Origin of the sequence: Bacillus sp. DU-106 (genome assembly GCF_004799705.1) — a bacterium.
GTDB classification, from domain to species: domain Bacteria; phylum Bacillota; class Bacilli; order Bacillales; family Bacillaceae_G; genus Bacillus_A; species Bacillus_A cereus.
This window is the reverse complement of record NZ_CP026607.1, coordinates 1164605-1189994: the sequence shown is the minus strand read 5'-3', so window position 1 is coordinate 1189994 and position 25390 is coordinate 1164605. Positions and strand designations below refer to the sequence as shown.

The following is a 25390-nucleotide window of genomic DNA, read 5'->3' as shown; positions in this document are numbered from 1 at the left end:
CCCCCTTTTATTCTTCCTTATTTACATCTGACATATATTGTTCCACAAATATTTTCCGATACTTTTCATAGTTCGTCATATTCACATCAAAATGATAATGGATACACCAAGCATCGCGCTGTACAGGTACACCAACTGTATATCCTGCTTTTCTAAATTCAAATGATTGAGATACATCATAAAAATCAAATCCGTCAAATAAGTCTTCTCGCCACGGAACATCATATTGTGTGGCCATTAATAAACCATCAATACATTCTACAGGAATAAATGTTTTTGATTCATGATACGGTTGTTCTAAACTTGCCATATAAAACAAATCATTCATATAACCAATGACTTTCCCTACAATTCCACGCCCTTCGTTCCATACGCCAGTCGGAGGAACATATTGCGCTCCAACCATCCCAATCATCCCAAGGTTTTCATGTTCCTCAAATAATTGAAGTAATCCGTATAAAAAAGCCCTATTTATAATAAAAACATCTTGATGTAAATACACTTTATACTTCGCTGGATGCGAAATGGCTTGATTGTATCCACTCGTCATACTTTTCGCATTTCGAATCGGCATAAATTGGACAATATACCCTGGCGGTACTAACAATTGCAATATATGTCGCACGCAGTTTGCATACAATTTCCGATCATTTATACATGTAACAAATAATATTGTTTTGTCTGCAGCACTCATAATTGTGATTTTTCAGCTTCAATAATATACTGAAATACAACTGTCTCAGCCATGAAGCCACTTCCAAGACGATATTTTTTACAAATTCCATATAACTCCTCAATAAGCGGCTCATACATTTTATGATCAACATATACACGATCTACTTTACTAATTGAATATCCTGCTTTTAAAAACATTCTTAGCATTTCATTGAATGTAAAGAAACGAATATGTGTTTTATCTAATAAACCATATTCTGTATACGTCCAATTTCCAGCAAGTAAGGGAGCTAATACTGAAATATGAGCAACGTTTGGTATACTTGCTAAAATCACACCATTTTGCTTTATATATGGCTTAACCTTTTCAATCACAGCCCACGGATCAAATAAATGCTCTAATACATCCCCAAATAGGACGCAATCAAATTGCCCCTCCTCATAAGGAAGATCTATTTTTTCTATATCCCCTAAAATAACATGATCTAGTCTTTCTTTCGCTTTTTCTGCCGCCTCTGGAAATGCCTCTATTCCTGATACACGTGTACCGTTTTCTTTAATAGCTGCTCCCAATGCACCGCTCGAACAACCAATATCAAGAACTTCTTTCCATTCCTTTTTTATATGCTTTAATAAATTCGGATTCGCTGCATTATAATAATGCTCGGATTTTTCTTCATATAAAGAACTTTTTTCGCGATTCATTTCACACACTCCTTATGCAAATTGAATTAGAAATATAAATCTCATATGAATTCTATAAAGTGCAGATTTTGTTCATCCCCCAATGATTATTAGCCCGCAAATAGCAGTATAAAATCTTTTATTTATATTGGTTACGTTACTGATACTCTAATATATAACCAATCTATTAGAGTTAGAATAGCGATAAATCATTTCTAAAAAACGAAACCTATTACACTTTATATGGTTTATCAAAAACTCCCCGAAAATATTTACGGTTATATTCAATTGCAGCATTATTCGGAACATAAGAAGCTGCTAATTCATTGTAATAATACGCTTTATCCTGCTCCCCTAACCTGCTATAACAAATACACATTTGTAAATAGGGTAGCCATGTGTAGCTAGCTGGACTATGGAAAGGACTTTCCGTTGCCATTGGTACTTCCGTAGCAAGTTTAAACCAAAATATCGCTTCATTATATTTTTCTTGTTCCATATATATATATCCTATTCTTGTACAATTCTCTCCTCTAGGGACGTCATACCGAAACGACTTCACACAAGATTCGATTGCCTTCTCCCACATTCCGAGCTTTGCATAGCAATCTCCTAACTTACCACATGCATAAATTTTCTCTTCATACCATCCTTCGTCTTGATTAAGAAATGTTTCATATAGAAGAACTGCATCATCATATTTTTGGTTATCTGTAGATTCATTTGCGTAATAAAATAAATCTCTCGGACTTAATTCTTCACCTGCCGCTACAGTATTTTGAAAAATTTTCAAATTACGATTTGTTACTTTTTTTTCTTTTTTATGTGTAATAGCAACATTACTACTAAAAACCTCACCAGAAATAGCTAAATACTCATGAACCTTTCCAAACCATTGAAATTGTTTTTCACGCTTTACAAGTCGATTTCTTTTTGTACAATATAAAGGTTTCCCGTTAGAATCCATTGCAAGGTGATAAGGCATCGAAACAGCATCAATTTTAGGATCTAATTCTCTTTTTAAAAGTTTCAATGCTTCTTGAGCATCTTCTAATAAGACATCATCTGCATCTAGCCACAATATATACTCTTGCGTCGCTTTTGAAAAAGAAAAATTTCTTGCTGCTGCAAAATCATCAATCCACTGGAAATCATATATGTTAGAAGTATATTTCTCTACGATTTCTTTCGTTCGATCGACGGAACCTGTATCAACTACTATAATTTCATCCACAATTTTTTCAACTGTTTCTAAACAACGGGCTATTGTCTCCTCCTCATCTCGAACAATCATACATAAACTAATTGTAATTCCTTGCTTGTTCAACATAATCACCCTCTTCCAAATCAATCATATGTTATACATATACTAAACTTTCCATTTTTTTAAATTGTTCAAGTAGTTTAAGATTTCTTTTCAATAATTCAAATGTCCGTGTCATTTTCTTTCGGTTTTGCATCTACTATATAATGAACGCTTTATGGAGGTGAATTTATGTCAAATAATAATTATTCAAATGGATTAAATCCCGATGAATCTTTATCAGCTAGTGCATTTGACCCTAATCTTGTAGGACCAACATTACCACCGATACCACCGTTTACCCTTCCGACTGGGCCGACCGGGCCGACTGGACCGACTGGACCTACAGGGCCGACTGTACCTACCGGGCCAACTGGACCTACTGGACCTACGGGGCCGACTGGACCTACGGGGCCGACTGGTGGCACTGGGACTACTGGACCTACGGGGCCGACTGGTGACACTGGGGCTACTGGACCTACGGGGCCGACTGGTGACACTGGGGCTACTGGACCTACGGGGCCGACTGGTGACACTGGGGCTACTGGACCTACGGGGCCGACTGGTGACACTGGGGCTACTGGACCTACAGGGCCGACTGGTGACACTGGAGCTACTGGAGCTACTGGACCGACTGGGGCTACTGGACCGACTGGACCGACTGGACCATCCGGACTAGGACTTCCAGCAGGATTGTATGCATTTAACTCCGCTGGAATTTCTTTAGATCTTGGACTAAATGCTCCAGTACCATTTAATACTGTTGGATCTCAGTTTGGTACAGCAATTTCTCAATTAGATGCTGATACTTTCGTTATTGCTGAAACTGGATTCTATAAAATCACTGTTATCGTATATACTGCGGCAATAAGTGTATTAGGGGGGCTTACAATCCAAGTAAATGGGGTATCTGTACCAGGTACTGGGGCTACTTTAATCTCAGTTGGAGCACCTATCGTTGTTCAAGCAATTACGCAAATTACGACAACTCCATCATTAGTTGAAGTAATCGTTACAGGACTTGGGCTATCATTAGCTCTTGGTACAAATGCATCTATTATTATTGAAAAAATCGCTTAATTTTTTACTTAGCAGTAAAACTGATATCAGTTTTACTGCTTTTTCAATTTCAAATTCAATCATGAAACATTCGCTATCTACATAATCATATTGTTGTATGACATTTTGCAGGAGGCACAAATATGGAAAGTAAATCTGCTGTTCAGCTTTATCTCGAATTGCTAAAGAAGACCATTTTATTTGAAATATGGTTAGAATATGAGGCATACTTACCCGCATCTCTACATATTTCAAAAGAACTAGAATTCGAACCAGTTACAGTCCCCCTCCCTTTATTCATTAAGCAATATGCTGAAAACCATAACTTAAAAATTGTAAAACCAAATGTTTCTAAAAGTGAACGTCATGATGGAATGGATTGGCCAAGAGCAGCACATAGCATGATTGGTCGAGAACGTATGAACCAATTACAAGAGGCGATGGAAACCGTTGTTCGTGAAAATATAGAAGGTGATTTTATTGAAACAGGTGTATGGCGCGGAGGATCATGCATTTTTATGAATGGTTTTTTACAAGCAAACAACATTACGGATCGTAATGTGTGGGTTGCAGATTCATTTGAAGGTTTGCCAGCACCGAATCTAGAACAATATCCAAAAGATTACGGTGATTATTTACACACATTCGATTACTTACGCGTCTCTTTAGAACAAGTACAAGAGAATTTCAAAAAATATGATTTACTAAATGATCAAGTGAAATTTTTAAAAGGTTGGTTTAAAGATACTTTACCAACAGCACCAATTGAAAAAATAGCAATTGCACGGCTTGATGGTGATATGTACGAATCCACAATGGATGGTCTCGTGAACTTATATGATAAAGTTTCTAAAGGTGGCTATATAATTATCGATGACTACGGGCTACCGCCATGCGCTGAGGCTGTGACAGACTTTAGAAACCAACGAAATTTAAAAGCCCCTATTACTAAAATTGATGTATTTGGCGTTTATTGGAGAAAAGAATAAAAAAAGATTTAATCTATAGGAGATTCCATTTTCACTCATTCTTCTCTCACTTCTAATCCAATTAAGTATTCTTTTTCGGAATCTCCTTACATATAACAATTGTTTTCCTGTATTCTCTCACTACAAATTGAAAATTTTATTAATAGATTTACTGCATCTTCTCATACAAGAAAGGGGTATACTCATGAGTGAACTTAACAAAGAAATGACTTTACTCCCCCCTCCTGAACTCGTCCAATATGTAGGTGGCGACTTCAAAAAGGTTGGAAAAGAGTTCCTAAAGCATTTTATTCAAATTGGTGCTTTAAAATCAAATGAAAAAGTATTAGATGTAGGCTGCGGTGTCGGCCGAATGGCTGTACCATTAATGAATTACTTAAATGATGATGGAGCGTATTATGGATTTGATTTGTTTAAAGATGGAATTACTTGGTGTCAAAATAACATTTCAACTATGCGTAATAATTTTCACTTTGAACATGTTGACATATACAATCAATTCTATAATCCGGAAGGAAAAGAAGATGCCTCTCAATATCGTTTTCCCTATGAAGACGGAACATTCGATTTTATCTTTTTAACTTCTGTATTTACACATCTTCTCCCAAAAGAATTAGAACATTACGTATCTGAAATTGTACGTGTATTAAAAAAAGACGGGAGATGTTTCATTACATTCTTTCTTATAAACCCTGAATCATCCTATTATTTAAATGCAGGACAAAGTACATTAGGTTTTTATCATCGAATCGAAAATTGCTACGTTGTAAATAAAGATATTCCGAATTTCGCAGTTGCTTATCCTGAGACAGATATTTGCAATCTATTGAATAAGTACGGCCTAGAAATAATCAATAAGCCGCATTACGGTTTATGGTGCGGCAGACATGAATATACAAGTTACCAAGATATTGTTCTAACAAAAAAAAGCTTCTGAAAGGAAGTTATGTATGATGAATGAAAAAAATCCACCTCTCGTTTCCATCCTTATTCCTACTTATAATCGGCCTCATTATTTCAAAATTGCTCTAGAAAGTGCATTGGCACAAACTTATTCAAATATTGAAATCATCATCGGAGATGATAGTACAAATGATGAAACAGCAACTTTAATACGCGAACAATACTTACCAAATTATAAAAATATAACATACATTCGAAATACCCCTACTCTAGGACAATTTCACAATGACCTTATGCTCATAGAAAAATCAAATGGTGAGTATATAAATTTTTTAATGGACGATGACGTGTTTTATAAGCATAAAATACAAAAAATGATGACCTATTTTGAGCAAGATCCCAATAAAAATCTTGCTCTTGTTACTTCTTATCGAGTACGCATTGATGATCATGGAAATCTAATAGGTGATTCCCATCCAACACAAAGGTTATATAGTGAAGACACCCCATTAAACGGGATATTTTTAGGTAATTGGATGTTAAAGGGCGGACACAACATTATCGGTGAGCCTACAACTACTTTGTTCCGAAAGGAATTGCTCACTGAACCTTTTGGCACCCTTAAAGAGCGACAATATTCTTGTAGTGTTGATATGGCCTCATGGATTTCTTTACTTTCTAAAGGAAATGCAATATACATTTCTGAGCCTTTAAGTCAATTTCGCTACCATGCTGGACAACAAATACACAATAAGCTCCTTCAAGGTTGTGAAGATTTCACACACCTTGTTATAACAGCAAAAGAATATGGCTTTTTACAAAATACTACGGACTATAGAGCAGCTCTACTTAGTGCTTACCAATGGTGTAAAAGTTCCTTAAAATACTATCTTCATCAACTAGATATTTTTCCTGACGCACATGTACGTCTCTCTCATTGTTTGGATATAATTATTAAAGAGCTAAACAATTAAACTACTCTGCAAAATTAAAAGTGTATGGACTATATGTGAATCATTCGTATAGTTCATACATTCTTTCTCATACTATAAAGTGAAACTTTAATCAGCTCTCACCAATCGGGCTTTTACGGGCAGTTGATCCCCCACCTAACTTCTTCGCTTTCGCTGAATTTTGAGGTGGGGGTCTTACTGCCCATTAATGCGGGATAAAATCCATTACTATAAAGAGCAGTAGAAAGGAATACCTACATTGAAAGATCCAAATTCTCAATATCAAATAGACTACGTATTACTATTTATTTTATTTGCCATTGGGATTGTTAGTTGTTGTGCTATTGCAAGTGCGCAAGCCTCTTTACCGCCATTTTTACAAAACGTCAATTTTGTACTAAAGCAAATCCAATGGTATTTCATTGGATTTATAGCCATTGGTGTTATTATGATTATCGACTTCGATCGTTATCAAAAAATTGCTTGGTATTTGTACAGCTTTGCAATGGTACTACTTATTGGACTAGAACTTCAAGTACCAGGTGCCGTTACAATTAAAGGCGCTACCGCTTGGTACAGGCTCCCAGGCATCGGAAATTTTCAGCCTTCTGAAATTATGAAATTGTTTTTAATTATCGTCATTGGACGAATTATAGCAAATCATAATGAGAAATATTTTTCCCAAACGATACATGACGATTTTTTACTACTTGGAAAAATATTTGCGACAAGCTTGCCACCACTACTACTTATTGCAAAAGAACCAGATTTAGGAAACACAATGGTCATTTCAGCGATGCTTGCAGCAATGATACTAGTTTCTGGCATACGATGGCGTTTTATTTTTGGATTAGTTTCAGGTACTTTCGTTGCTGGATCTACATTAATATATATTTTTTTTACTCACACAGATTTCTTTAAAGCACACATTTTAAAAGAGTATCAATTAAATCGCTTCTACGGATGGTTAGCACCTTACAAATATGATGCACAAGGCTATCAATTAAGACAAGCATTCTTAGCGACTGGATCCGGAGAAATGCAAGGAAAAGGGTGGGAAAATGGACAAGTATATTTTCCAGAACCACATACAGATTTTATTTTCACTAATGTCGCTGAACAATTTGGCTTTCTAGGCGCAAGTGTCATTATTTCTCTTTTTTTCTTACTCATTTTTCGAATGATTCATATTGCTTTAGAAAGTAATGACCCTTTCGGTAGTTACATTTGCGCTGGTACAATCGGAATGTTTACTTTCCAAGTATTCCAAAATATCGGGATGACAATCGGATTACTTCCCATTACAGGGATAACATTACCTCTTATGAGTTACGGAGGAAGTTCACTGCTTACATACATGATTGCGATTGGATTCATTTTAAATGTTCGCTCAAGAACGAAAATCTTTATGTTTAAATGAACAACACAAAAACGCTATATTTTTATCTCTATCCTTTTTTAGATATACTAATGAAAAATACGATGGAGGTTTAAATATGAAATATGACATTATAGGAGATATTCATGGATGCTTCCAAGAGTTTCAAAATTTAACAGAGAAGCTAGGATATAACTGGAGTAGCGGTCTACCGGTTCACCCTGACCAACGTAAACTTGCATTCGTTGGCGATATTACAGACCGTGGTCCTCATTCATTACGTATGATTGAAATTGTATGGGAACTTGTCATACATAAAAAAGAAGCTTATTACGCTCCTGGAAATCACTGTAATAAACTATATCGATTTTTCCTTGGGCGTAATGTAACAGTCGCTCACGGACTTGAAACAACTGTTGCTGAATATGAGGCACTCCCTTCTCATAAGCAAAACATTATAAAAGAAAAGTTTATCACTCTTTATGAACAATCACCGCTCTACCACATACTAGATGAAAAAAGAGTAATCGTATGTCACGCTGGGATTCGGCAAGATTACATAGGAAGACGAGATAAAAAAGTACAAACCTTTGTATTATATGGCGATATTACAGGAGAAAAGCATGCCGATGGCTCACCTGTCCGTCGCGATTGGGCGCAAGAGTACAAGGGGCAAGCTTGGATTGTATATGGACATACACCAGTAGCAGAACCTCGATTCGTCAATCAGACAGTCAATATTGATACTGGTGCTGTATTTGGTGGCAAATTAACCGGATTACGTTATCCTGAAATGGAGACTATCTCTGTTCCTTCTTCTTTACCTTTTGTCGCTGAGAAATTCCGTCCAATTTCATAACTACCTTACTTAGCGAAAGATTACCGTATTATTTAGGCAGATCTCATATAAAACTAGGTAAAGTAATTAAAAAAAGATGCAATAAAGTGCATCTTTTTTTAATTACACTACATATAATGTCGCAGGAGGTGACATAATGAAGAAAAAATCTTCTAAACAAAAAAGAAAATTTCCCCCTTTATATCTGCCCATGTACGGAATTAACAACTGGTGTAGTATTCGGGCTGCAGCGATAGAAGAACTGGAAGAACAAGAGTCATCAAAAAAAAGCAAAGTAAAACCAACATATGTCTCTTTAGAAAATGCTGTGATGAGCCGCATAATCGATCGCAGAAAAATAAAAATGCAGCAAAAAAATAAACAGCTCTCAAATCAAGATGAACAGGTAATACATTCTAATCAAACAGAAGAAAAGACGGAAGAAAATATTTCTGTAGCAATAAATAAAAAAGTGGAACCAGAAATTCCAGCTGCTATTATAAACAAAGTAAAAAAAATAAAAGAGGCATTGGCTTCATCGAATGATATACAAACTGAAAAACCACTCATAATTGAGACACCTACACCTGAAAATACAAAAGTTAAAAGGGGCGGCCGATATGCATATGCGGAAGGGCTTCACTCTCATGCGGAGGGCATGGCAGCACATGCGGAAGGCTTATTAACACACGCAAAAGGTTCTTTCTCTCATGCAGAGGGATCAAACTCAAAAGCAACTGGACATAGTTCGCATAGTGAGGGAAGTGAAACGACAGCAGGCGGAGCTTATTCTCATGCAGAGGGTAAACAGACGATTGCTTTAGGCGAAGCAGCACACGCAGAAGGAACCGCAACTATCGCTAACGGATCCTCTTCTCATGCGGAAGGTCATCATACATCAACAGCTCATTTTGCAGGTAGCCATATTATGGGGCGCTTCGGCACTGCAGAAGAAGCTTATTCTTGGTTTATTGCAAATGGTGTAAGCGACACCGACCATAATATCGGGGCTAAATGGCTTGCCCATAATGGAGAAATGTACATTGAGGGTGCGTCTTACAATGCAAGTGGAACGGATTTTGCACAAATGTTTGAAACCGAAGATCATAAACCTATTGATGTCGGTTATTTCGTTACATTTAGTAGCGAAGAAAAAATTCGGATAGCTACTTCACACGACTCGTTCATTTTAGGAATATCTAGTGCAACCCCTGCCCTTATAGGAAATAGCGGGGCTTTAAGTTGGGAAAAACGTTATAAAACAGATAACTTTGGAAAACGCCAATATGTATGGACGGAAACCGAAGAAATACAACCTCTTTTAAATACAGAATGGGATCCAACTCGCAAATATGTAGCCAGAAAAGATCGCGCCGAGTGGCTTCCTGTCGGATTAATTGGACAAATGTTAGTACGTGATGACGGCACTTGCGAAGCACATGGATTTTGTCTTCCAAATGACAATGGCATTGCTACAAAAGCCGAAAATGGATTTTTCGTTATAAAGCGTACGGGTGAAAACCAAATTTTAATATTATTCCGCTAAGAAAAAAGGGAACAAAATTCTTTATAATATAAGAATTTTGTTCCCTTTTTAAGTATGCCGCAACACTTCTTGCATATCGCTTGGAAGCTTTATAGTGAAAGACATCTCTTTCTCTAAAATAGGATGATAAAACGTCAAAGATTTACTATGAAGTGCTTGCCGTTTCATTTCATCCCTTCTCCCTCCATATAAGCTATCACCAAGTAATGGATGTCCTATATGAGCCATATGCACACGAATTTGATGCGTTCTTCCTGTCTCAAGCTCAAGCGCTACATGTGTCTTATGATATGTACTATCAATTACTTTAAAATGAGTAACTGCCCTTTGTCCATCCTCACAAACTATTCGCTCAATAATGCTATCAGATTTTCGACCAATTGGTGCATCAATCATTCCTTCTCGTTCTACAATCTTTCCGTGAACAATTGCTTCATACGTTCGTTTCACAGCTTTTTGTTGATGCTGCTTCGATAAAAGATGATGCACGAAACGATTTTTTGCAATAAGCATAAGCCCCGAAGTATCACGATCTAAACGTGTTACGATGTGCACTGTACTTGCAAGATGCTGCTTATCATAATGAGATAACAGCGCATTGGCAACACTTCCTGCCGGATGTTCTCTAGACGGAATCGTTGACATATTCGCCTCTTTATTAATGATAAGAACCGCGTCATCTTCATATATAATGCATAAAGGAATATCTTCTGCCATCATCCCTTCACTTCTTTCCTCCACTGGAAAAAAGACACGTAATTCTTCACCAGCACGCAACTGATGACGAACACTCGCATGTTGACCATTTACTTCAATTGCTCCGCCATGAAACTTTATATCCGTTAAAGCGGCTTTAGAAATACCTTTCGTTTTCAAAAATTCCCTAACTAAAGTTCCCTCTTGAGCCGGCCCTATATCCCATTTCAATGTAAATCTGTTCAAATATATAACCCTTTCTATTTATCTGCAACAAACGAGTCACGAACTCGTTTCCAGAACGGGAATGGGCGGAAACGAACAAATCGTACTTTCTCGTTTGCGACGCGATACTGGATTGATTTCACATCTTGATGAACCATCGTTAAATGATCCACTGTAATTTGTAAGTTCATTCCTGCAGCTGGCTTTAACACACATGTATGATGCTTCGGCAATACGAGTGGCGATCCTACAGTACGAAATACACGATTGTTAATGGACGCCATTTCTGCAATTTGAATCGCTTCAATAGATGGGTGAATAATTGCTCCGCCAAGCGCTTTATTATACGCGGTACTTCCTGAAGGAGTAGAGATACAAAGGCCATCTCCGCGGAATGTTTCAAAATATTCTCCGCGTATTTCTACTTCTGTTACTAATGTACCTTCTGCACTTTTTACAGTCGCCTCATTCATCGCTAAATACTGTGACTCTTTACTTCCATTCACATAGCGAATAATAACTTCTAAAAGCGGATATTCCACCACTTGGAATGGTGTTTTCGCAATCGCAATTACTAATTTCTCTACTTCTGTTGGTAACCAATCTGCATAGAAACCTAGATGTCCTGTATGTACACCAACAAATGCTGTTTCATCCAATCGATTATAATAACGATGAAACGCATATAAAAGCGTTCCATCTCCCCCAACAGAAATTACAATATCGGGTTCCTTTTCATCCATTATAAATCCAAAATCTAGCAAGTACTCTTTCATCGTGCTTGCCAGTGTATCTGATGATTGATCTCCCTTTGACATAATTGTAAATTTCATCGCCCAACACCCTTTAGTTTATGATTCGGAATCTTTCGTTTCTTGCTTTCTTGAAAAAGCCTTTTGCGCTTCTTGAATTTCAAGACGAATAGAAGACATTTCTTCATCTAATAAAAACGCCGCTTCAGCTGCACGTTGCAATCGTATTTTAATATCTTCAGGAAAACGTCCACTATATTTATAATTTAAAGAATGCTCAATTGTTGCCCAAAAGTTCATTGCTAGCGTGCGTATTTGGATTTCTACCAATACTTTTTGTTCACCTTGAATCGTTTGAACAGGATAACTAATGACAACATGATAAGAACGATAACCGCTATCTTTCTTTTGCGTGACATAATCACGTTCTTCCACGATTTCAAAGTCATTTCGTTTTCGAAGATATTCTACAACAGGCTTAATCTCATCAACAAATTGACACATCATTCTAAGCCCAGCAATATCCTGCATATCTTCTCTCAATCGGTCTAGCGGTACATTTCTCTTCTCCGCTTTATCAATAATACTTGCAACCGACTTTACCCTTCCTGTTACAAACTCAATTGGAGAATGCTCTGTTAACATTGCAAATTGAGTACGCATTCCTTTTAGTTTCACTTTTAGCTCTGCCACCGCTTGGTGGTAAGGTGCTAAAAATTCTTCCCAATTTCGATTCATTTCAACCACCACCAAAATCAATCCATTTGCTTATAGAAATACTTTTTCTACAGCAGTTACTAATTCTTCTCCGTAATTTGCATTACCTTCAATATTTTCAACTAAATATTCTACTTCTTCTTTTAATCCTTCTAATTCCATTTCAATGTCATTCACGCGAACGAACATAACCACATCGTTATTCATCGCTTCATGCATTGCTTCCCAGCATGTGTGCGGAATACTTACATAAATGAAAGATGATTCATTTTCTAAGATATATAAAAATGATAAATTGTCTGAGTCTACAAGTACGTGATTACGCGCACTTAACTCCTTTACCTCTATTTCACTATTTTCCGCACAAAAAATAAGAGCATTCTCTCTCTTTTCTACGCTCTTAACTTGGATTTTATTTTGCATGCTCTAACTCCTCCATCTCAACTTCCTGTCTTACTTAACAGTATTATTGTATCATAACATGGACGCAAACAAATAAAACATTGAACCAAATTTATGAAAAAGCGATAATGTGTAAAGAATTATTTTTCAAAAGGAGATTATACAATGACACAAGAAATTGAAATTGAATTCAAAAATATCGTTACAAAAGAAGAATTCGATACATTATGTAAATCGTTTTCTATTGAAGCATTTACAAAACAAGTGAATCACTACTTTGAAACACCTGACTTCTCGTTAAAAGAAGCTGGCTCTGCACTTCGTATTCGTCATAAAGGAGAAACTTATACGTTAACGTTGAAACAACCTGCAGAAATCGGTTTATTAGAAACGCATCAAGTCGTAACAGAAGACGAAGCAAAAATGATGATGGAAACAAACACAATCATTCAAGGAGCAGTAGTAGATCAATTACACAAATTACAAATTCCTGTTTCTGCTTTAACATATATGGGTAGTTTAACAACAGAAAGAGCAGAAACATTATTTAAAGGCGGAACGCTTGTCTTTGATCATAGTTTCTATTACAATCACGATGATTATGAAATTGAATTTGAAGTGCAAGATGAAGAAACAGGAAAAGCTGCATTTATTCATTTATTAACGCAACATAACATACCTGTTCGCCATACAAATAACAAAGTAAAACGCTTTTTCCTTGCCAAACAAAAAAAAGCACGCTAAAGTGAAAATTCCACTAGTGAATATGTTTCACTAGTGGATACATCTCACTAAAAAAGTTTACACCCGTAGAATAAGCAAAGAATCTTTGAGAAAGCTGTTTATTTGCCCTCTCGAACATTCCATTGCTACAATAGATATACATTTCATGGAAAAAGGAGTTTATAAAGGATGAGCAAGCAACCGATGACACCATTTGAAGCAATTGGCGGTGAACAATGCATTGCAATATTAGTAGATACATTTTATTCCTATGTCAGTAAACACCCTGACTTATCTCCCATCTTCCCGGAAGATTTAACAGAAACCGCTAGGAAGCAGAAGCAATTTTTAACACAATATTTAGGTGGTCCTAATTTGTACACTGAAGAACATGGTCATCCTATGTTAAGAGCACGCCATCTTCCGTTTGAGATTACTCCAAAACGAGCAGAGGCTTGGCTATCATGTATGGAGCAAGCAATGGATGATACTGGAGTTCATGGTCATATAAGAGAGTTTGTTTTTGAACGTTTAGCATTAACCGCTCAGCATATGGTTAATACTCCAAACGAAACAGGTGAAGTGTAATGGATAAGCAGGAAGCAAAGCATATAAATATGCCATCTCCTTCCGCATGCGAGCATAAGTCTGTAGAAGCATATTTATTTATTGATCCACTTTGTAAAGATTGCTGGGAAATTGAGCCTTTTATTATTAAACTATGGCTTGAATACGGGAAATACTTCTCTATTCGTCATATCGTAACAGGAAAAGTGGATGGAACGAACGCTTCCTCACACAAATGGAATAAACCTGCTAATATTCGATTTGTGTGGGAAAAGACAACCAGTTTACAAGGTTTTTCATGTGATGGAAAGGTACATATGCAAGAAGCATCGTCAACACCATATTTAGTTTCGATGGCAATTAAGGCAGCGGAGTTGCAAGGCCGAAAAGCAGGTTCGAAGTTTTTGCGAAAACTCCAAGAATACATTTTCCTTGAAAATGTATCAAACCCTGACTGCGAACTATTACTTGCATGTGCGAAAGATAGCAATATTGATGTAGAAGAATTTAAAAAAGATCTACATTCTGCTAGTGCAAAAAAAGCTTTCCAATGTGACTTGAAATTCACGAATGAAATGCATATTACAGAAATACCTTCCCTCGTCTTTTTTCATGCGAACTCAGATGAAGAAGGTATTAAAATCGCTGGAAATTATTCCTACGATGTATACGTACAATTATTGAAAGAACTTGTAAAATGTGAAATTGAGCCAGAACCATTACCACCTTTAGAAGTGTTACTAGAAGCAACACAATTTATATCTTCAAAAGAAGTAGCATTTATTTATGATTGTCCGCAACAAGAAATTGAACGCGAACTAAAAAAATTACAACTGAAACGAAAAGTACAAATGATAGAAGTAAAATGCGAACGTTATTGGAAATGGATAGCAAAAGAAAAAGACCTGGTGTAAACACCAGGTCTTTTTCTTTACGGCTTATAAAAATATTAAAGGGGATGGGAGAAATTTTCACGTTCAAACAAAGGGGTATATGTTTGTATGTGAATTCGTTCACGCTTATTATATTACAAGATTCGACGTCAGATGACAACCCCTTTTGTCGAATTTCACACTTTTGTCACATTCTAAACGTTTTCATTTTTGAATAAGCTATAAAAAAGGTCATTTAGGGGGTTTATTTATGAAAAAATCTTATATTGCTCTTCTCTTTCTAGCTGTCATCGTTTCTTTTTTCTTGTACATCCTCTCTCTACTACAAGCTTTTCCTAAAATTATTGCCTTACCTCTTTTATTTGGAATCATCGTTATCACTCTCTCTTATTTCAATTATAAAAAACGATTCAAAGGGTTTTAATTTTAAAAATCAGTCGTAAAACTATCCTTTCAGTTAGAAAAACAAAGAAATTCACCTTTCTCTCCGACAAATATCGACATTGAATCTATTCAACAAAAAGACGAGGATACAATCCCTCGTCTTTTTTCATTACTTTTCTTCAAATAATAATGCTTCTAATTCATTTAATTTCTCTTCAAATACTTGTAGTGCCTCTTTTACTGGTTCAGGAGATGCCATATCTACTCCTGCTTTTTTCAGCACTTCAATTGGATAATCAGAGCTTCCTGCTTTTAAGAACTCGTTAATATAACGTTCTACTGCTGGTTGTCCTTCTTCTAAAATCTGTTTAGATAGAGCTGTCGCTGCACTAAATCCTGTTGCGTATTGATATACGTAATAGTTGTAGTAGAAGTGTGGAATACGAGACCATTCTAAACCAATCTCTTCGTCGATTACTAAAGCGTCACCGAAATATTTCTTATTTAAATCATAGTAAATTTCCGTTAACATGTCTGGCGTAACAGCATGTCCTTCTTGTACTTTCTTATGAATAATATGTTCAAACTCTGCAAACATCGTTTGACGGAATACAGTACCACGGAACCCTTCTAAATAATGATTTAATAAATATAGACGCTCTTTCTTATCTTCTGTCGTTTTTAATAAATAATCATTTAGAAGTGCTTCATTACAAGTAGATGCCACTTCTGCTACGAAGATGGAATAATCACCATATACGTGCGGTTGTGTTTTTCTTGTATAGTAACTATGCACCGAATGACCAAACTCATGAGCAAGTGTAAATAAATTATTTACATTATCATGCCAGTTCATTAAAATATACGGATTTGTTCCATATGCACCAGATGAATATGCCCCGCTTCGTTTTCCTTTATTCTCATACACATCTACCCAGCGATTTTCATATGCCTCTTTCAAAATATCAACATATTCATCACCAAGTACGTTTAAAGATTTTAATAAAAGGTCTTGCGCTTCTTCGTATTTCACATTCATTTTCACTTCTGGTACAAGTGGTGTATATAAATCATACATATGAAGCTCATCAAGTCCTAGTGCACGCTTACGAATATCGATGTAACGGTGTAATAAATGTAAGTTGTCATTTACTGTTTCAACGAGTTGATCGTATACTGCTTCCGGAATATTATTATTGCTCAGTGCAGCTTGGCGAGCAGAATCATATTTACGAACACGCGCATTGAAATTATTACGTTTTACTGCTCCGCTTAACGTACTTGCGAATGTGTTTTTAAATTTTCCGTACGTTTCATATACAGCTTTAAATGCATCTTTGCGAACACGAGGATCATCACTTTCTAAAAACTGAATGTAACGGCCATGTGTAATTTCTATTTCTTCTCCGTCTTCCCCTTTAATAGATGGGAATTTTAAATCCGCGTTATTCAACATACCAAATGTATTGCTTGATGAACTCATTACTTCAGATGCTTCCGCTAATAAAGCTTCCTCAGCTTCTGATAATACGTGCGGGCGTTGACGTGTAATTTCTTCTAATGCATGTTCATATACACTTAAATCTCTATTTTCCTTCAAGAATGTTTGCAATGTATCTTCTGAAATCGATAAAATTTCAGGCACAATATACGCTGTGCTACTAGATACTTGTGAATATAAATTTGTTGCACGATCATTTAATGCTTGATATACAGAGTTTGTTGTATCTTGATCGTAACGCATATGAGCATATGTATATAACTTACCTAATCGCATTGATATTTCATCTTCATATTGCAATGCCTCAAGTAAATTGTCCGCAGAGTCACCAAGTTTCCCTTTAAATTCAGTTAACTTCGGTAATAGCTCTTTAATAGCTTGGAATTCTTTTTCCCATTCTGCATCCGTTTGGAAAATATCTTCTAATCGCCACGTACTTGCTTCTTCAATCTCGTTGCGATCTGGTAATGCTTTCGCTTTGTTTTGTTCAGACATTCTTTAAGCCCTCCTTTAAATATCTCTACTTAAGTACAATTCGTTTTTTTCTTATGTAATTCCTTCACAATCATTCTTTATTATATCCGCTTTTCCTCCTCTCATGTTAAAATTTGCCTCAAATAAAGATAGCGCATGTATTAAGCAAATCTCATCATGTTTCATAATTTCCTCCTCTGTTTTTAACATCACGGCATCCCTTATTTTTCGGTACGTATAAGTTCTCACTTTACGTAAAACACCTATATAGCATAAAAATGTCATATATTCAGTAACTGCCATTTTCCATATGTGCTGCGAAAAGTACGGAAGTATCCGCCTTTTCGTATACCTTTTTACATAACTACACACGTATTGAAGAGAAATACACTCTCCCACTGCAAGCTCCCCTATACACTTCATATATAGAAAAGCTTGCCATATAAATGGGTTTGTTTGAAAAGCAAATGCAGAAGGGAGTGGAACACCAATTTCAGAAGGAAAGCTCGCTGGGGTACATTTAAATTGATATAAGAGGCGTAATAATGACTTATAATTATAATTCCAAATCGGTAAGGCATTTTGGCGAAAGTTTTTCTTTCTCTTCTTCCACTCTTCACCCAATCTTTCTTTCCCGAAAGGAACAGGAGAAAAAAGCATTTCAAAAGTAGTCGCATCAGTTGGTAAATATATAGTATGTGAGAAAAAAACATTTGTAGAAAAGGGAGTGACAAATGCACATTTCATAAATGATTTTTGTTTCGGACAGAAGAAAATAAGAAGTGGCTGAGGATAAGATTGTAAGGAGAAAGCCATAAGTGAGGAAAATTTCATCCAATATGCAGATTGCTTTTTCAATTGATTTCCACCAACGATCCAAATGACCTGTATACCAGCTTGCCAATACGAATATGTTCTTTTGTACAGCTGCTCTATAGCGAGGTTTGCACATTGGTATTCAATTGCAATTTTTCTACCCGCCCTCTCTACAAAAACATCTGGTCGTTGCTTAATTTCTGGGAGGTAGTACTCTATATCCACCTGAAAGTTTTGACGTTTGAACCATCTATATAACAATTCTTTACCATGCATATGATACTTTGATTCCGCTTCATAAAAGGCAAGACATGAATCCACTTTTTTATGAGCAAAATGCCAACTTTTTTGTTTCCCTAATTTCATTTGCACTTCCTTTCCGCAAGCTACACAAAAGAATCGTTCTTGTTGACGCATACGGCGCAAAAGCTCTTCATTACAATTATAGAGTAAATGAATTTTTTCACCGTTTTCTCTTTTAGCGATAAATATCGTAATCACACCCTTTCAGCTCCTTATATTCTACAATTTGTTACAAATTCCTTTTAAAAAAGAGATGTCCCAATTTCGGACATCTCTTTTTATAATAAAGGTGATAATAATCGGTACGTTGATTCAACAATTCGTCTATGAAGACGTCTTTTATGAAAATGATCACCATGAATTTCACTTGATTCTTCTAAATCATCTTTAAAGTCTTGAACAAGTTTTCGAATGCTATCTGTATCATATAAAAAGGCATTTACTTCAAAATTCAAATGAAAACTTCTCATATCCATATTAGCTGTCCCAATTGAAGCTAAATCAGAATCAACGATGACAATTTTACTATGAAGAAAACCTTTTTCGTATTCATATATCTTTACTCCTGCATCTAAAAGCTCTGGGAAGTACGATCTCGATGCGTAAAAGACAGTACGCTTATCCGGTTTACTCGGCATTAATAAACGAACATCAATACCAGCAAGTGCAGCAACCTTTAATGCGGATAAAATATCATCATCCGGAATAAAATACGGCGTTGCAATCCAAATTGATTTCCGAGCAGAAGCGATCATTGCGAAATATAAATGCTTAATCGTTTCCCACTTATTATCGGGGCCACCTGCAACTAGCTGCACTCCTCCCCAATGATCACCCTCAACTGCTTTTGCTTGTAAATATTCAGGGGCTAGCACAGCCTCTCCCGTCATATAAAACCAGTCTTGAAGGAAAATAAGTTGTAAACTTTGAACCGCTTCACCACGTAAATACAAATGCGTATCTCGCCAAAAGCCAAAATATTTATTTTTCCCTAAATACTCATCACCGATATTTAATCCGCCTACAAATCCTTCGTTCCCATCAATCACAACAATTTTCCTATGATTTCGATAATTAATCTTATCGTTTAAAATCGGAAAGCGCACAGGAAAGAATGGAATCATTTCTACACCTGCATCGTTTAATTCTTCAATATACGATTTCGATAACTTAAAACTTCCAACCGCATCATATAAAAAGCGAACAACAACGCCTTCTTTCGATTTTTGTATTAAAATATCTTTAATTTCTGTTCCTAATTTATCATCACGCACAATGTAATATTCCATATGAATGTGATGTTTCGCTCGTTTTAACCCATTTAAAATAGCCCGAAACGTTTCATCTCCATTTGTTAATGTCCTCGTTTCAGTTTGAAATGAAATATTTAAAGCTCCTAATCGATCCGCTAAACGAAATAACAGTTCTTGATGCTTATGATTGCGTAAAATTCGTTCTTCGTAATCTTCATGCCCTTTATATTGTAAAAACGCCTGTTCATCAAGTAACGCCTTCTTTTGGAACATTCTTTTTCTTCGAAAATTTTGTCCGAATAATAAATAAGCAAAGAAACCAAATACCGGAAAAATTCCTAAAACAATTAACCATGTAAGTGTTTTAGATGGATGTCGATTTTCTAAGAAAATAACGCAACCAATTAAAAACGCAGATACTGTAAATAAAATACTAATAATACCTAAAATCGAAACATCTTTTATCCCAATCACATCTGAATAAAATGCTACATCAATAAACATACGTAACGAAACAAATAATGCGAACAATAGCAGTATAAAGAAAATCAGCTTTAACGTATTTTTCATCTCTTACCTCCTAACTAAGAAAGCTTTCCTATTCTTCATATAAAAAGCCGATTTCATACTACAGAAATCGGCCTACGTTTTAGCAGGAAAATTATTGCGAATCGTTTCAAGCGCATGCTCTTTCACAATTTGTTTTCCATACTCACTTACACGATGAATTGTTAAAGTTGATTCTTCTCCATATTCTAAAATAATACTTAAAATACGATCGATTTCTTCTTCATCATGTAGCACTTCATCGAATTCCACATATACATAATAGCGGTCCTCAAATGAATACAGCTCATCTTTTATATCTTCAAAGATAAGACGATGACTTAATGAAATGACATCTTCAAAATCATTAAATTTAATTAAAAAGCCAAACGTACCATCTTCATTAAAGTTTGTTCCTGTTTGTTCTTCTACCTCTTCGACTAATTCTTGTTGGAATAATGATTCGATGCCTTCATCTAGAGGAATATCTATAATTTTGTCTACCCCTATCGGTAGTTCCAGCTTTTGTCCGTCCTTTGAAAGCTCTGCTTTCGTGACAAGTACTTCAATCCCTTTATCGACTGCTTGCACTTGAATCCATAACGGTCCATCAATAAAGAAATCGTCATGATCACGAGCTTCGTCCATCATCTCCCAAAAGAGCTCTTCACTTCGTTCGCGATCATACCAAATTTCTTCACGATTAAATCCTCTATCCTCTATATCAATGTACGTAATAAAAAATTTCATCGTATGATCATTAATTCTTTCAATATCCAAAATACAACTCTCCCTTCCTGCTTAGAATTGTTATGAAGGGATTCCCCACTCATATGACAAATCAATAGATTCTTGTACTCTCATTTTATGATAAGATTCTCCAGAATGGAAATAAAATCGATTTATTTTACAAAAATAGTTATATGCCTATCTTTACTCGATAAACTACATAAATATATTATTATAGCGATTTCTTACTTACAAAAAATTTGGACATACATTTCCACATTCCCCCGTACACTGTAATAAAGTGAAACTTCTATTAGAAGAGATTATTTAACAACAACTTTCTTCATCACATACATATAGTTCGCTTATTAAAACATCATAAATGGAGGCAGACGAATGGACTTAGAGTTTTTAACATCCGTACTAATGATTGTCGGTATCGATGTTGTATTAGGTGGTGACAATGCAATCGTCATCGCACTAGCTAGCCGAAATTTACCTGAATCGAAACGAAATAAGGCTATTTTGATCGGTACTCTTTTAGCGATTGTACTAAGAATCATCCTTACTATACTAGCTGTCTATTTACTCGACATTCCATTTCTACAATTGATTGGCGGGGTTTTACTTACATTAATTGCAGTCAATTTATTAACCGATAATAGCAACGATCTTTCTTCTATTCAAGGAAAAACAACTTTATTTCAAGCTGTGCGGACAATTGTTTTCGCGGATCTCGTTATGGGGTTTGATAATGTTATTGCCATTGCAGGTGCAGCTCACGGGAGATTTTTACTCGTCATAATCGGCTTACTCATTTCTATCCCGATTATTATTTGGGGCAGCAAACTTATTTTAATACTTATGGAACGATTTCCATTCCTCATTTATTGCGGTGCAGCGATTCTTGCCTATACTGCAGGAAAAATGGTTACACATGAAGACAGACTTGCAACCTTTTTTCATAACAATCCAAGTTTCACTACAAGCATTCCTTATTTGTTCATTTTCACTATTTTATGCATCGGCTTTATCGTACAACAAGTTCGATTACGCAATGTGAAACATTAAAAAAAACCTTCTACTATATAATAGGTAGAAGGTTTTCATATTATTATAATTAATTTACAAGACGTTGTGCTTCACGTAATTGGAACGTTCTTACTGTACGTGGTAAGAAACGACGAATTTCGTCTTCGTTGTAACCAACTTGAAGGCGTTTCTCGTCAATCATAATTGGACGACGTAAAATCCCTGGATAGTCACGAATCATCTTATATAAATCTTGAAGTGGTAAAGACTCTAAGTTTACATTCAATTCTTGGAAAACTTTCGAACGAGTAGAAATAATCTCATCCGTTCCGCTTTCTGTCATACGTAAAATCTCTTTAATTTCCTCAATCGTTAATGGATCTGAGAAAATATTACGTTCTGTATAGGGAATATGATTTTCCTCTAGCCATAATTTCGCCTTTCTACAAGACGTACAGCTTGGAGAACTATATAATGTTACCATACAAAGCTCACTCTCCTTAAAGAGTACAAATTCTGTACTAAATACAGTTTTAATTTCTAACTTCAGCAATTTTTCGCGATAACTTGTCTTATTGAAAAGTACAAAAATCGCATTTCATGTAAGCAACAACTTATAATAAACAACAATTACTTTTAATAAGTAACTTCTATAATCATTATACAATAGATTTTGCAAGAAATATACAGTAAATTTCCTGCTAGTTGAGAAAACTCTTCCGTGTATTTCACTGCTATGTAACATGATTACGCTCACTTCAGCTGTACTTTAACAATAACTTTCAATCCTTTTACTACTCACTTCTCATAGATTTTTCATATAATATATAGTTATTTATCTATAATCTTCCCTATGAAAAAGAGAACGTTTTCTTACTTTTTCTTGATAAATCAATTAAGAAATGTAAGACTATACAAATGAGAATGAAAAGGAACGTTTGTTCTTATTTTAACAAATATCCTCCCTCCTGTCTACACGATTTCTAAAGTAAATTAAATATTTTTCTGACATTTCTTTCTTTTTCATTTTTTATCTCATACAATAAACATACAGACAGGCAAAGGGGGAGTTTTCAAATGATTGCTTTTTTTATTGATTTTATTACGGTTGCTGCCCTCATCATCGGAATAACAGCATTGATTGGTGTCATTACAAATAGCATCGGCGAAAAGCTCTTTGGTGGAAAAGAAAAAATGAAGTTTGTTAACAAAAGTTTGGATGTACAATCTGGCTGGAACCAAGTTGGCGGAAAAGGCATTTATAAGAAACGAACGTATTAAAAAAAAAGCAGGCGATCACCTGCTTTTTTTTTATTTCTCTACTGACGCCCATTTAAAGCTTAAATCGCCGCCATATTTATGGTTATACATATTTTTAATTGAATCTCTTTGTAAATATGCTCTACCACGTTGATATACTGGAACGATCGCAGCATCATCAAGTAACATTTTTTCTGCTTCTAATAAGTTCTTCCAACGAGCATTTACATCGCTTCCATCTTTTTTCGCCTTCATAATGATTTCATCGTATTTTGGATTAGAGTACTTCATCTTATTTTGTGACCCATCTGTTACAAACATATCAAGATATGTAATTGGATCTGGGAAGTCCGCACTCCATCCAGAGAATGACATGACATAATCGCCCGCATCTTCTAATTTTAGTTTTTGTGCGAATGGTTGTTGTTTAATTTTTACTGTTAAACCTGGTAAATTCTTTTCTAATTCACCTTTTAAATATTCACCAGTTTTCTTTGATAACTCTACATCTTCATTTAATAATTCTAATTCGATTTCATTTTTACCAAGTTCTTTTTTACCAGCTTCCCAATATTTCTTCGCTTCTTTCACGTTTGGTTTTACAATATCCCCGTTTACAGCACGGAAATCTTTTTTATCTGGTCCTTTAATGAAGTTATCAGGAATTAATCCTGTTGCTGGCTTAGAACCGTTATTTAATAATGTATCCACGAATGGCTTACGGTCAAAAGCAAGTGAAATTGCTTTACGAATATTTTTATTTGCTAAAGCTGGATCTTTTTGATTTAAACGAAGGAAGAATACAGATGTATCTTCTACTGTTTGGAAATCTGGTTTTCCTTTATATTTATCAATAAACTCCGCTAATAACGACGCTCGATCAATTGCATTTGTTTCATATAAGTTAATTGGCGTAGATGTATCTTTTACAATATTAAAGTTTACTTCTTCAATCTTCACTTCTTTATTGTCCCAATATGACGCGCTCTTTGTCATTTTAAAGCTACGTTCATGTTGCCAATCACTTAATGTAAATGGTCCGTTATAAAGCGTTGTATTCGCTTCCAAACCAAACTTCGTACCTTGCTCTTTCACAAACTTTTCATTCACAGGATAGAAGATTGGATATACCATTAAATCTACAAGGTATGGAATTGAATTATCTAATTCCACTTCTAATGTATAATCATCAATCGCCTTTACCCCTAATTGATCCGGACTCATCTCTTTTTTATTAATTTTCTCTGCATTTTTTATATCATACATAATGTACGCTGATTTCGCAGCTGTATCTGGGTTAATCGCTCTTTGCCATGCGTATACGAAATCTTTTGCCGTCACAGGATCACCATTTGACCATTTTGCGTCTTCACGTAATTTAAATGTATATTTTTTACCATCTTCTGATTTTTGGAATTCCTTCGCTACACCAGGAACTAGCTTATCATCTTTTCCTAAACTGTATAAGCCTTCCATCGTATTACCCATTACTCTTGAAGAAACTGCATCAGCTGATAACGCTGGATCCATCGTTGGAATTTCTTGCGTTTCAATTAAGTTAATAACTTGCTTCGCACCGCTTTTCCCGCTATCCCCTTTTGCGTTCGCTTGCGGTTCATCTTTTTGGTAGCTACATGCCCCTAACATCATGCTCATTGCTACTGTTGATACTACAAAAACTGGCATCTTTTTTTTCATACTTCCACCCTCCATAAAAATGTTAGCCCTTTCATTTTCAAACAGAAAGAAATATATATATGTTCTAATAATTCATATTATACACACAAAT

26 protein-coding genes are annotated in these 25390 nt (G+C 35.5%); 13 read left to right on the top strand and 13 right to left on the bottom strand.

Going from position 1 to position 25390, the window contains the following annotated elements; all coding sequences use genetic code 11:
- Positions 1–7: 7 nt before the first annotated feature.
- From C3Y97_RS06135 to C3Y97_RS06125, 3 genes are all read right to left on the bottom strand, one after another.
- Positions 8–694, bottom strand: coding sequence for a glycosyltransferase family protein (locus tag C3Y97_RS06135; protein WP_001271190.1), 687 nt, complete (start codon positions 692–694; stop codon positions 8–10).
- The gene (locus C3Y97_RS06130; RefSeq protein WP_001078432.1) at positions 691–1380 is read right to left on the bottom strand and encodes a class I SAM-dependent methyltransferase; all 690 of its coding nucleotides are present in this window, start codon (positions 1378–1380) and stop codon (positions 691–693) included. The genes C3Y97_RS06135 and C3Y97_RS06130 overlap by 4 nt, the downstream gene beginning before the upstream one ends.
- 211 nt (positions 1381–1591) lie before the next feature.
- Positions 1592–2689 (bottom strand): glycosyltransferase, encoded by a 1098-nt coding sequence (locus C3Y97_RS06125; RefSeq protein WP_000932913.1) that lies wholly within the window; start codon positions 2687–2689, stop codon positions 1592–1594.
- 165 nt (positions 2690–2854) lie between these two features.
- Here C3Y97_RS06125 and C3Y97_RS06120 point away from each other — a divergent pair, with 165 nt between their 5' ends.
- The 7 genes from C3Y97_RS06120 (at position 2855) to C3Y97_RS06090 (ending at position 10328) form a co-directional block, all read left to right on the top strand.
- Positions 2855–3742 (top strand): BclA C-terminal domain-containing protein, encoded by an 888-nt coding sequence (locus C3Y97_RS06120; protein ID WP_078223926.1) that lies wholly within the window; start codon positions 2855–2857, stop codon positions 3740–3742.
- A 122-nt stretch (positions 3743–3864) separates the two neighbouring features.
- The gene (locus C3Y97_RS06115) at positions 3865–4710 is read left to right on the top strand and encodes a TylF/MycF family methyltransferase (protein ID WP_000444381.1); all 846 of its coding nucleotides are present in this window, start codon (positions 3865–3867) and stop codon (positions 4708–4710) included.
- A 184-nt stretch (positions 4711–4894) separates the two neighbouring features.
- Entirely contained in the window at positions 4895–5647 is a 753-nt protein-coding gene (locus tag C3Y97_RS06110) for a class I SAM-dependent methyltransferase (protein ID WP_001292843.1), read from the top strand.
- A 13-nt stretch (positions 5648–5660) separates the two neighbouring features.
- Entirely contained in the window at positions 5661–6587 is a 927-nt protein-coding gene (locus tag C3Y97_RS06105; RefSeq protein WP_000980807.1) for a glycosyltransferase family 2 protein, read from the top strand.
- A 238-nt stretch (positions 6588–6825) separates the two neighbouring features.
- Entirely contained in the window at positions 6826–7986 is a 1161-nt protein-coding gene (locus C3Y97_RS06100; protein ID WP_000654702.1) for an FtsW/RodA/SpoVE family cell cycle protein, read from the top strand.
- A 76-nt stretch (positions 7987–8062) separates the two neighbouring features.
- Positions 8063–8803, top strand: coding sequence for a bis(5'-nucleosyl)-tetraphosphatase PrpE (gene prpE, locus C3Y97_RS06095; protein ID WP_000872698.1), 741 nt, complete (start codon positions 8063–8065; stop codon positions 8801–8803).
- A gap of 136 nt (positions 8804–8939) precedes the next feature.
- Complete coding sequence (locus C3Y97_RS06090; RefSeq protein WP_000730517.1) at positions 8940–10328, top strand: peptidase G2 autoproteolytic cleavage domain-containing protein; 1389 nt, start codon at positions 8940–8942, stop codon at positions 10326–10328.
- A 48-nt stretch (positions 10329–10376) separates the two neighbouring features.
- Here C3Y97_RS06090 and C3Y97_RS06085 read toward each other — a convergent pair whose 3' ends face one another.
- From C3Y97_RS06085 to C3Y97_RS06070, 4 genes are read right to left on the bottom strand one after another with little or no spacing between them, the layout of a single operon-like run.
- A complete protein-coding gene (locus C3Y97_RS06085; RefSeq protein ID WP_136363198.1) occupies positions 10377–11270 on the bottom strand; it encodes an RluA family pseudouridine synthase in 894 nt (297 codons plus the stop codon).
- Between the two features lie 14 nt (positions 11271–11284).
- Positions 11285–12082 (bottom strand): NAD kinase, encoded by a 798-nt coding sequence (locus C3Y97_RS06080; protein ID WP_000673190.1) that lies wholly within the window; start codon positions 12080–12082, stop codon positions 11285–11287.
- 18 nt (positions 12083–12100) lie between these two features.
- Complete coding sequence (yjbM, locus tag C3Y97_RS06075; protein WP_001081482.1) at positions 12101–12739, bottom strand: GTP diphosphokinase; 639 nt, start codon at positions 12737–12739, stop codon at positions 12101–12103.
- A 30-nt stretch (positions 12740–12769) separates the two neighbouring features.
- Positions 12770–13141: a UPF0738 family protein gene (locus C3Y97_RS06070; RefSeq protein ID WP_001180003.1), complete on the bottom strand. Its 372-nt coding sequence runs from the start codon at positions 13139–13141 to the stop codon at positions 12770–12772.
- 144 nt (positions 13142–13285) lie between these two features.
- On the opposite strand from C3Y97_RS06070, the gene C3Y97_RS06065 reads away from it, so the two are divergent.
- The 4 genes from C3Y97_RS06065 (at position 13286) to C3Y97_RS27765 (ending at position 15727) form a co-directional block, all read left to right on the top strand.
- Entirely contained in the window at positions 13286–13864 is a 579-nt protein-coding gene (locus C3Y97_RS06065; RefSeq protein ID WP_000191121.1) for a CYTH domain-containing protein, read from the top strand.
- 168 nt (positions 13865–14032) lie between these two features.
- Entirely contained in the window at positions 14033–14431 is a 399-nt protein-coding gene (locus C3Y97_RS06060) for a globin domain-containing protein (RefSeq protein WP_000043386.1), read from the top strand.
- A complete protein-coding gene (locus tag C3Y97_RS06055; RefSeq protein WP_000360645.1) occupies positions 14431–15324 on the top strand; it encodes a ClpXP adapter SpxH family protein in 894 nt (297 codons plus the stop codon). Before C3Y97_RS06060 ends, C3Y97_RS06055 begins: the two co-directional genes overlap by 1 nt.
- 229 nt (positions 15325–15553) lie before the next feature.
- Positions 15554–15727 (top strand): hypothetical protein, encoded by a 174-nt coding sequence (locus C3Y97_RS27765; RefSeq protein WP_000750355.1) that lies wholly within the window; start codon positions 15554–15556, stop codon positions 15725–15727.
- 129 nt (positions 15728–15856) lie between these two features.
- Here the strand turns inward: C3Y97_RS27765 and pepF are convergent, their stop codons facing one another.
- From pepF to mecA, 4 genes are all read right to left on the bottom strand, one after another.
- A complete protein-coding gene (gene pepF, locus C3Y97_RS06050; protein WP_000003348.1) occupies positions 15857–17683 on the bottom strand; it encodes an oligoendopeptidase F in 1827 nt (608 codons plus the stop codon).
- A gap of 51 nt (positions 17684–17734) precedes the next feature.
- The gene (locus C3Y97_RS06045) at positions 17735–18979 is read right to left on the bottom strand and encodes a competence protein CoiA (RefSeq protein WP_000628316.1); all 1245 of its coding nucleotides are present in this window, start codon (positions 18977–18979) and stop codon (positions 17735–17737) included.
- Positions 18980–19059: 80 nt separating this feature from the next.
- Entirely contained in the window at positions 19060–20604 is a 1545-nt protein-coding gene (locus C3Y97_RS06040; protein ID WP_000799194.1) for a cardiolipin synthase, read from the bottom strand.
- Positions 20605–20676: 72 nt separating this feature from the next.
- Complete coding sequence (mecA, locus tag C3Y97_RS06035; RefSeq protein ID WP_000350713.1) at positions 20677–21360, bottom strand: adaptor protein MecA; 684 nt, start codon at positions 21358–21360, stop codon at positions 20677–20679.
- A 345-nt stretch (positions 21361–21705) separates the two neighbouring features.
- On the opposite strand from mecA, the gene C3Y97_RS06030 reads away from it, so the two are divergent.
- A complete protein-coding gene (locus C3Y97_RS06030; RefSeq protein WP_000362607.1) occupies positions 21706–22380 on the top strand; it encodes a TerC family protein in 675 nt (224 codons plus the stop codon).
- Between the two features lie 49 nt (positions 22381–22429).
- Here the strand turns inward: C3Y97_RS06030 and spx are convergent, their stop codons facing one another.
- Complete coding sequence (gene spx / locus C3Y97_RS06025; RefSeq protein ID WP_000258267.1) at positions 22430–22825, bottom strand: transcriptional regulator Spx; 396 nt, start codon at positions 22823–22825, stop codon at positions 22430–22432.
- A 593-nt stretch (positions 22826–23418) separates the two neighbouring features.
- Here spx and C3Y97_RS06020 point away from each other — a divergent pair.
- Entirely contained in the window at positions 23419–23622 is a 204-nt protein-coding gene (locus C3Y97_RS06020) for a hypothetical protein (RefSeq protein WP_000559971.1), read from the top strand.
- 30 nt (positions 23623–23652) lie between these two features.
- Here the strand turns inward: C3Y97_RS06020 and C3Y97_RS06015 are convergent, their stop codons facing one another.
- Positions 23653–25299 carry a peptide ABC transporter substrate-binding protein gene (locus tag C3Y97_RS06015; RefSeq protein WP_000728609.1) on the bottom strand — a complete coding sequence of 549 codons (1647 nt, stop codon included), beginning with the start codon at positions 25297–25299 and terminating at the stop codon, positions 23653–23655.
- Positions 25300–25390: the final 91 nt, after the last annotated feature.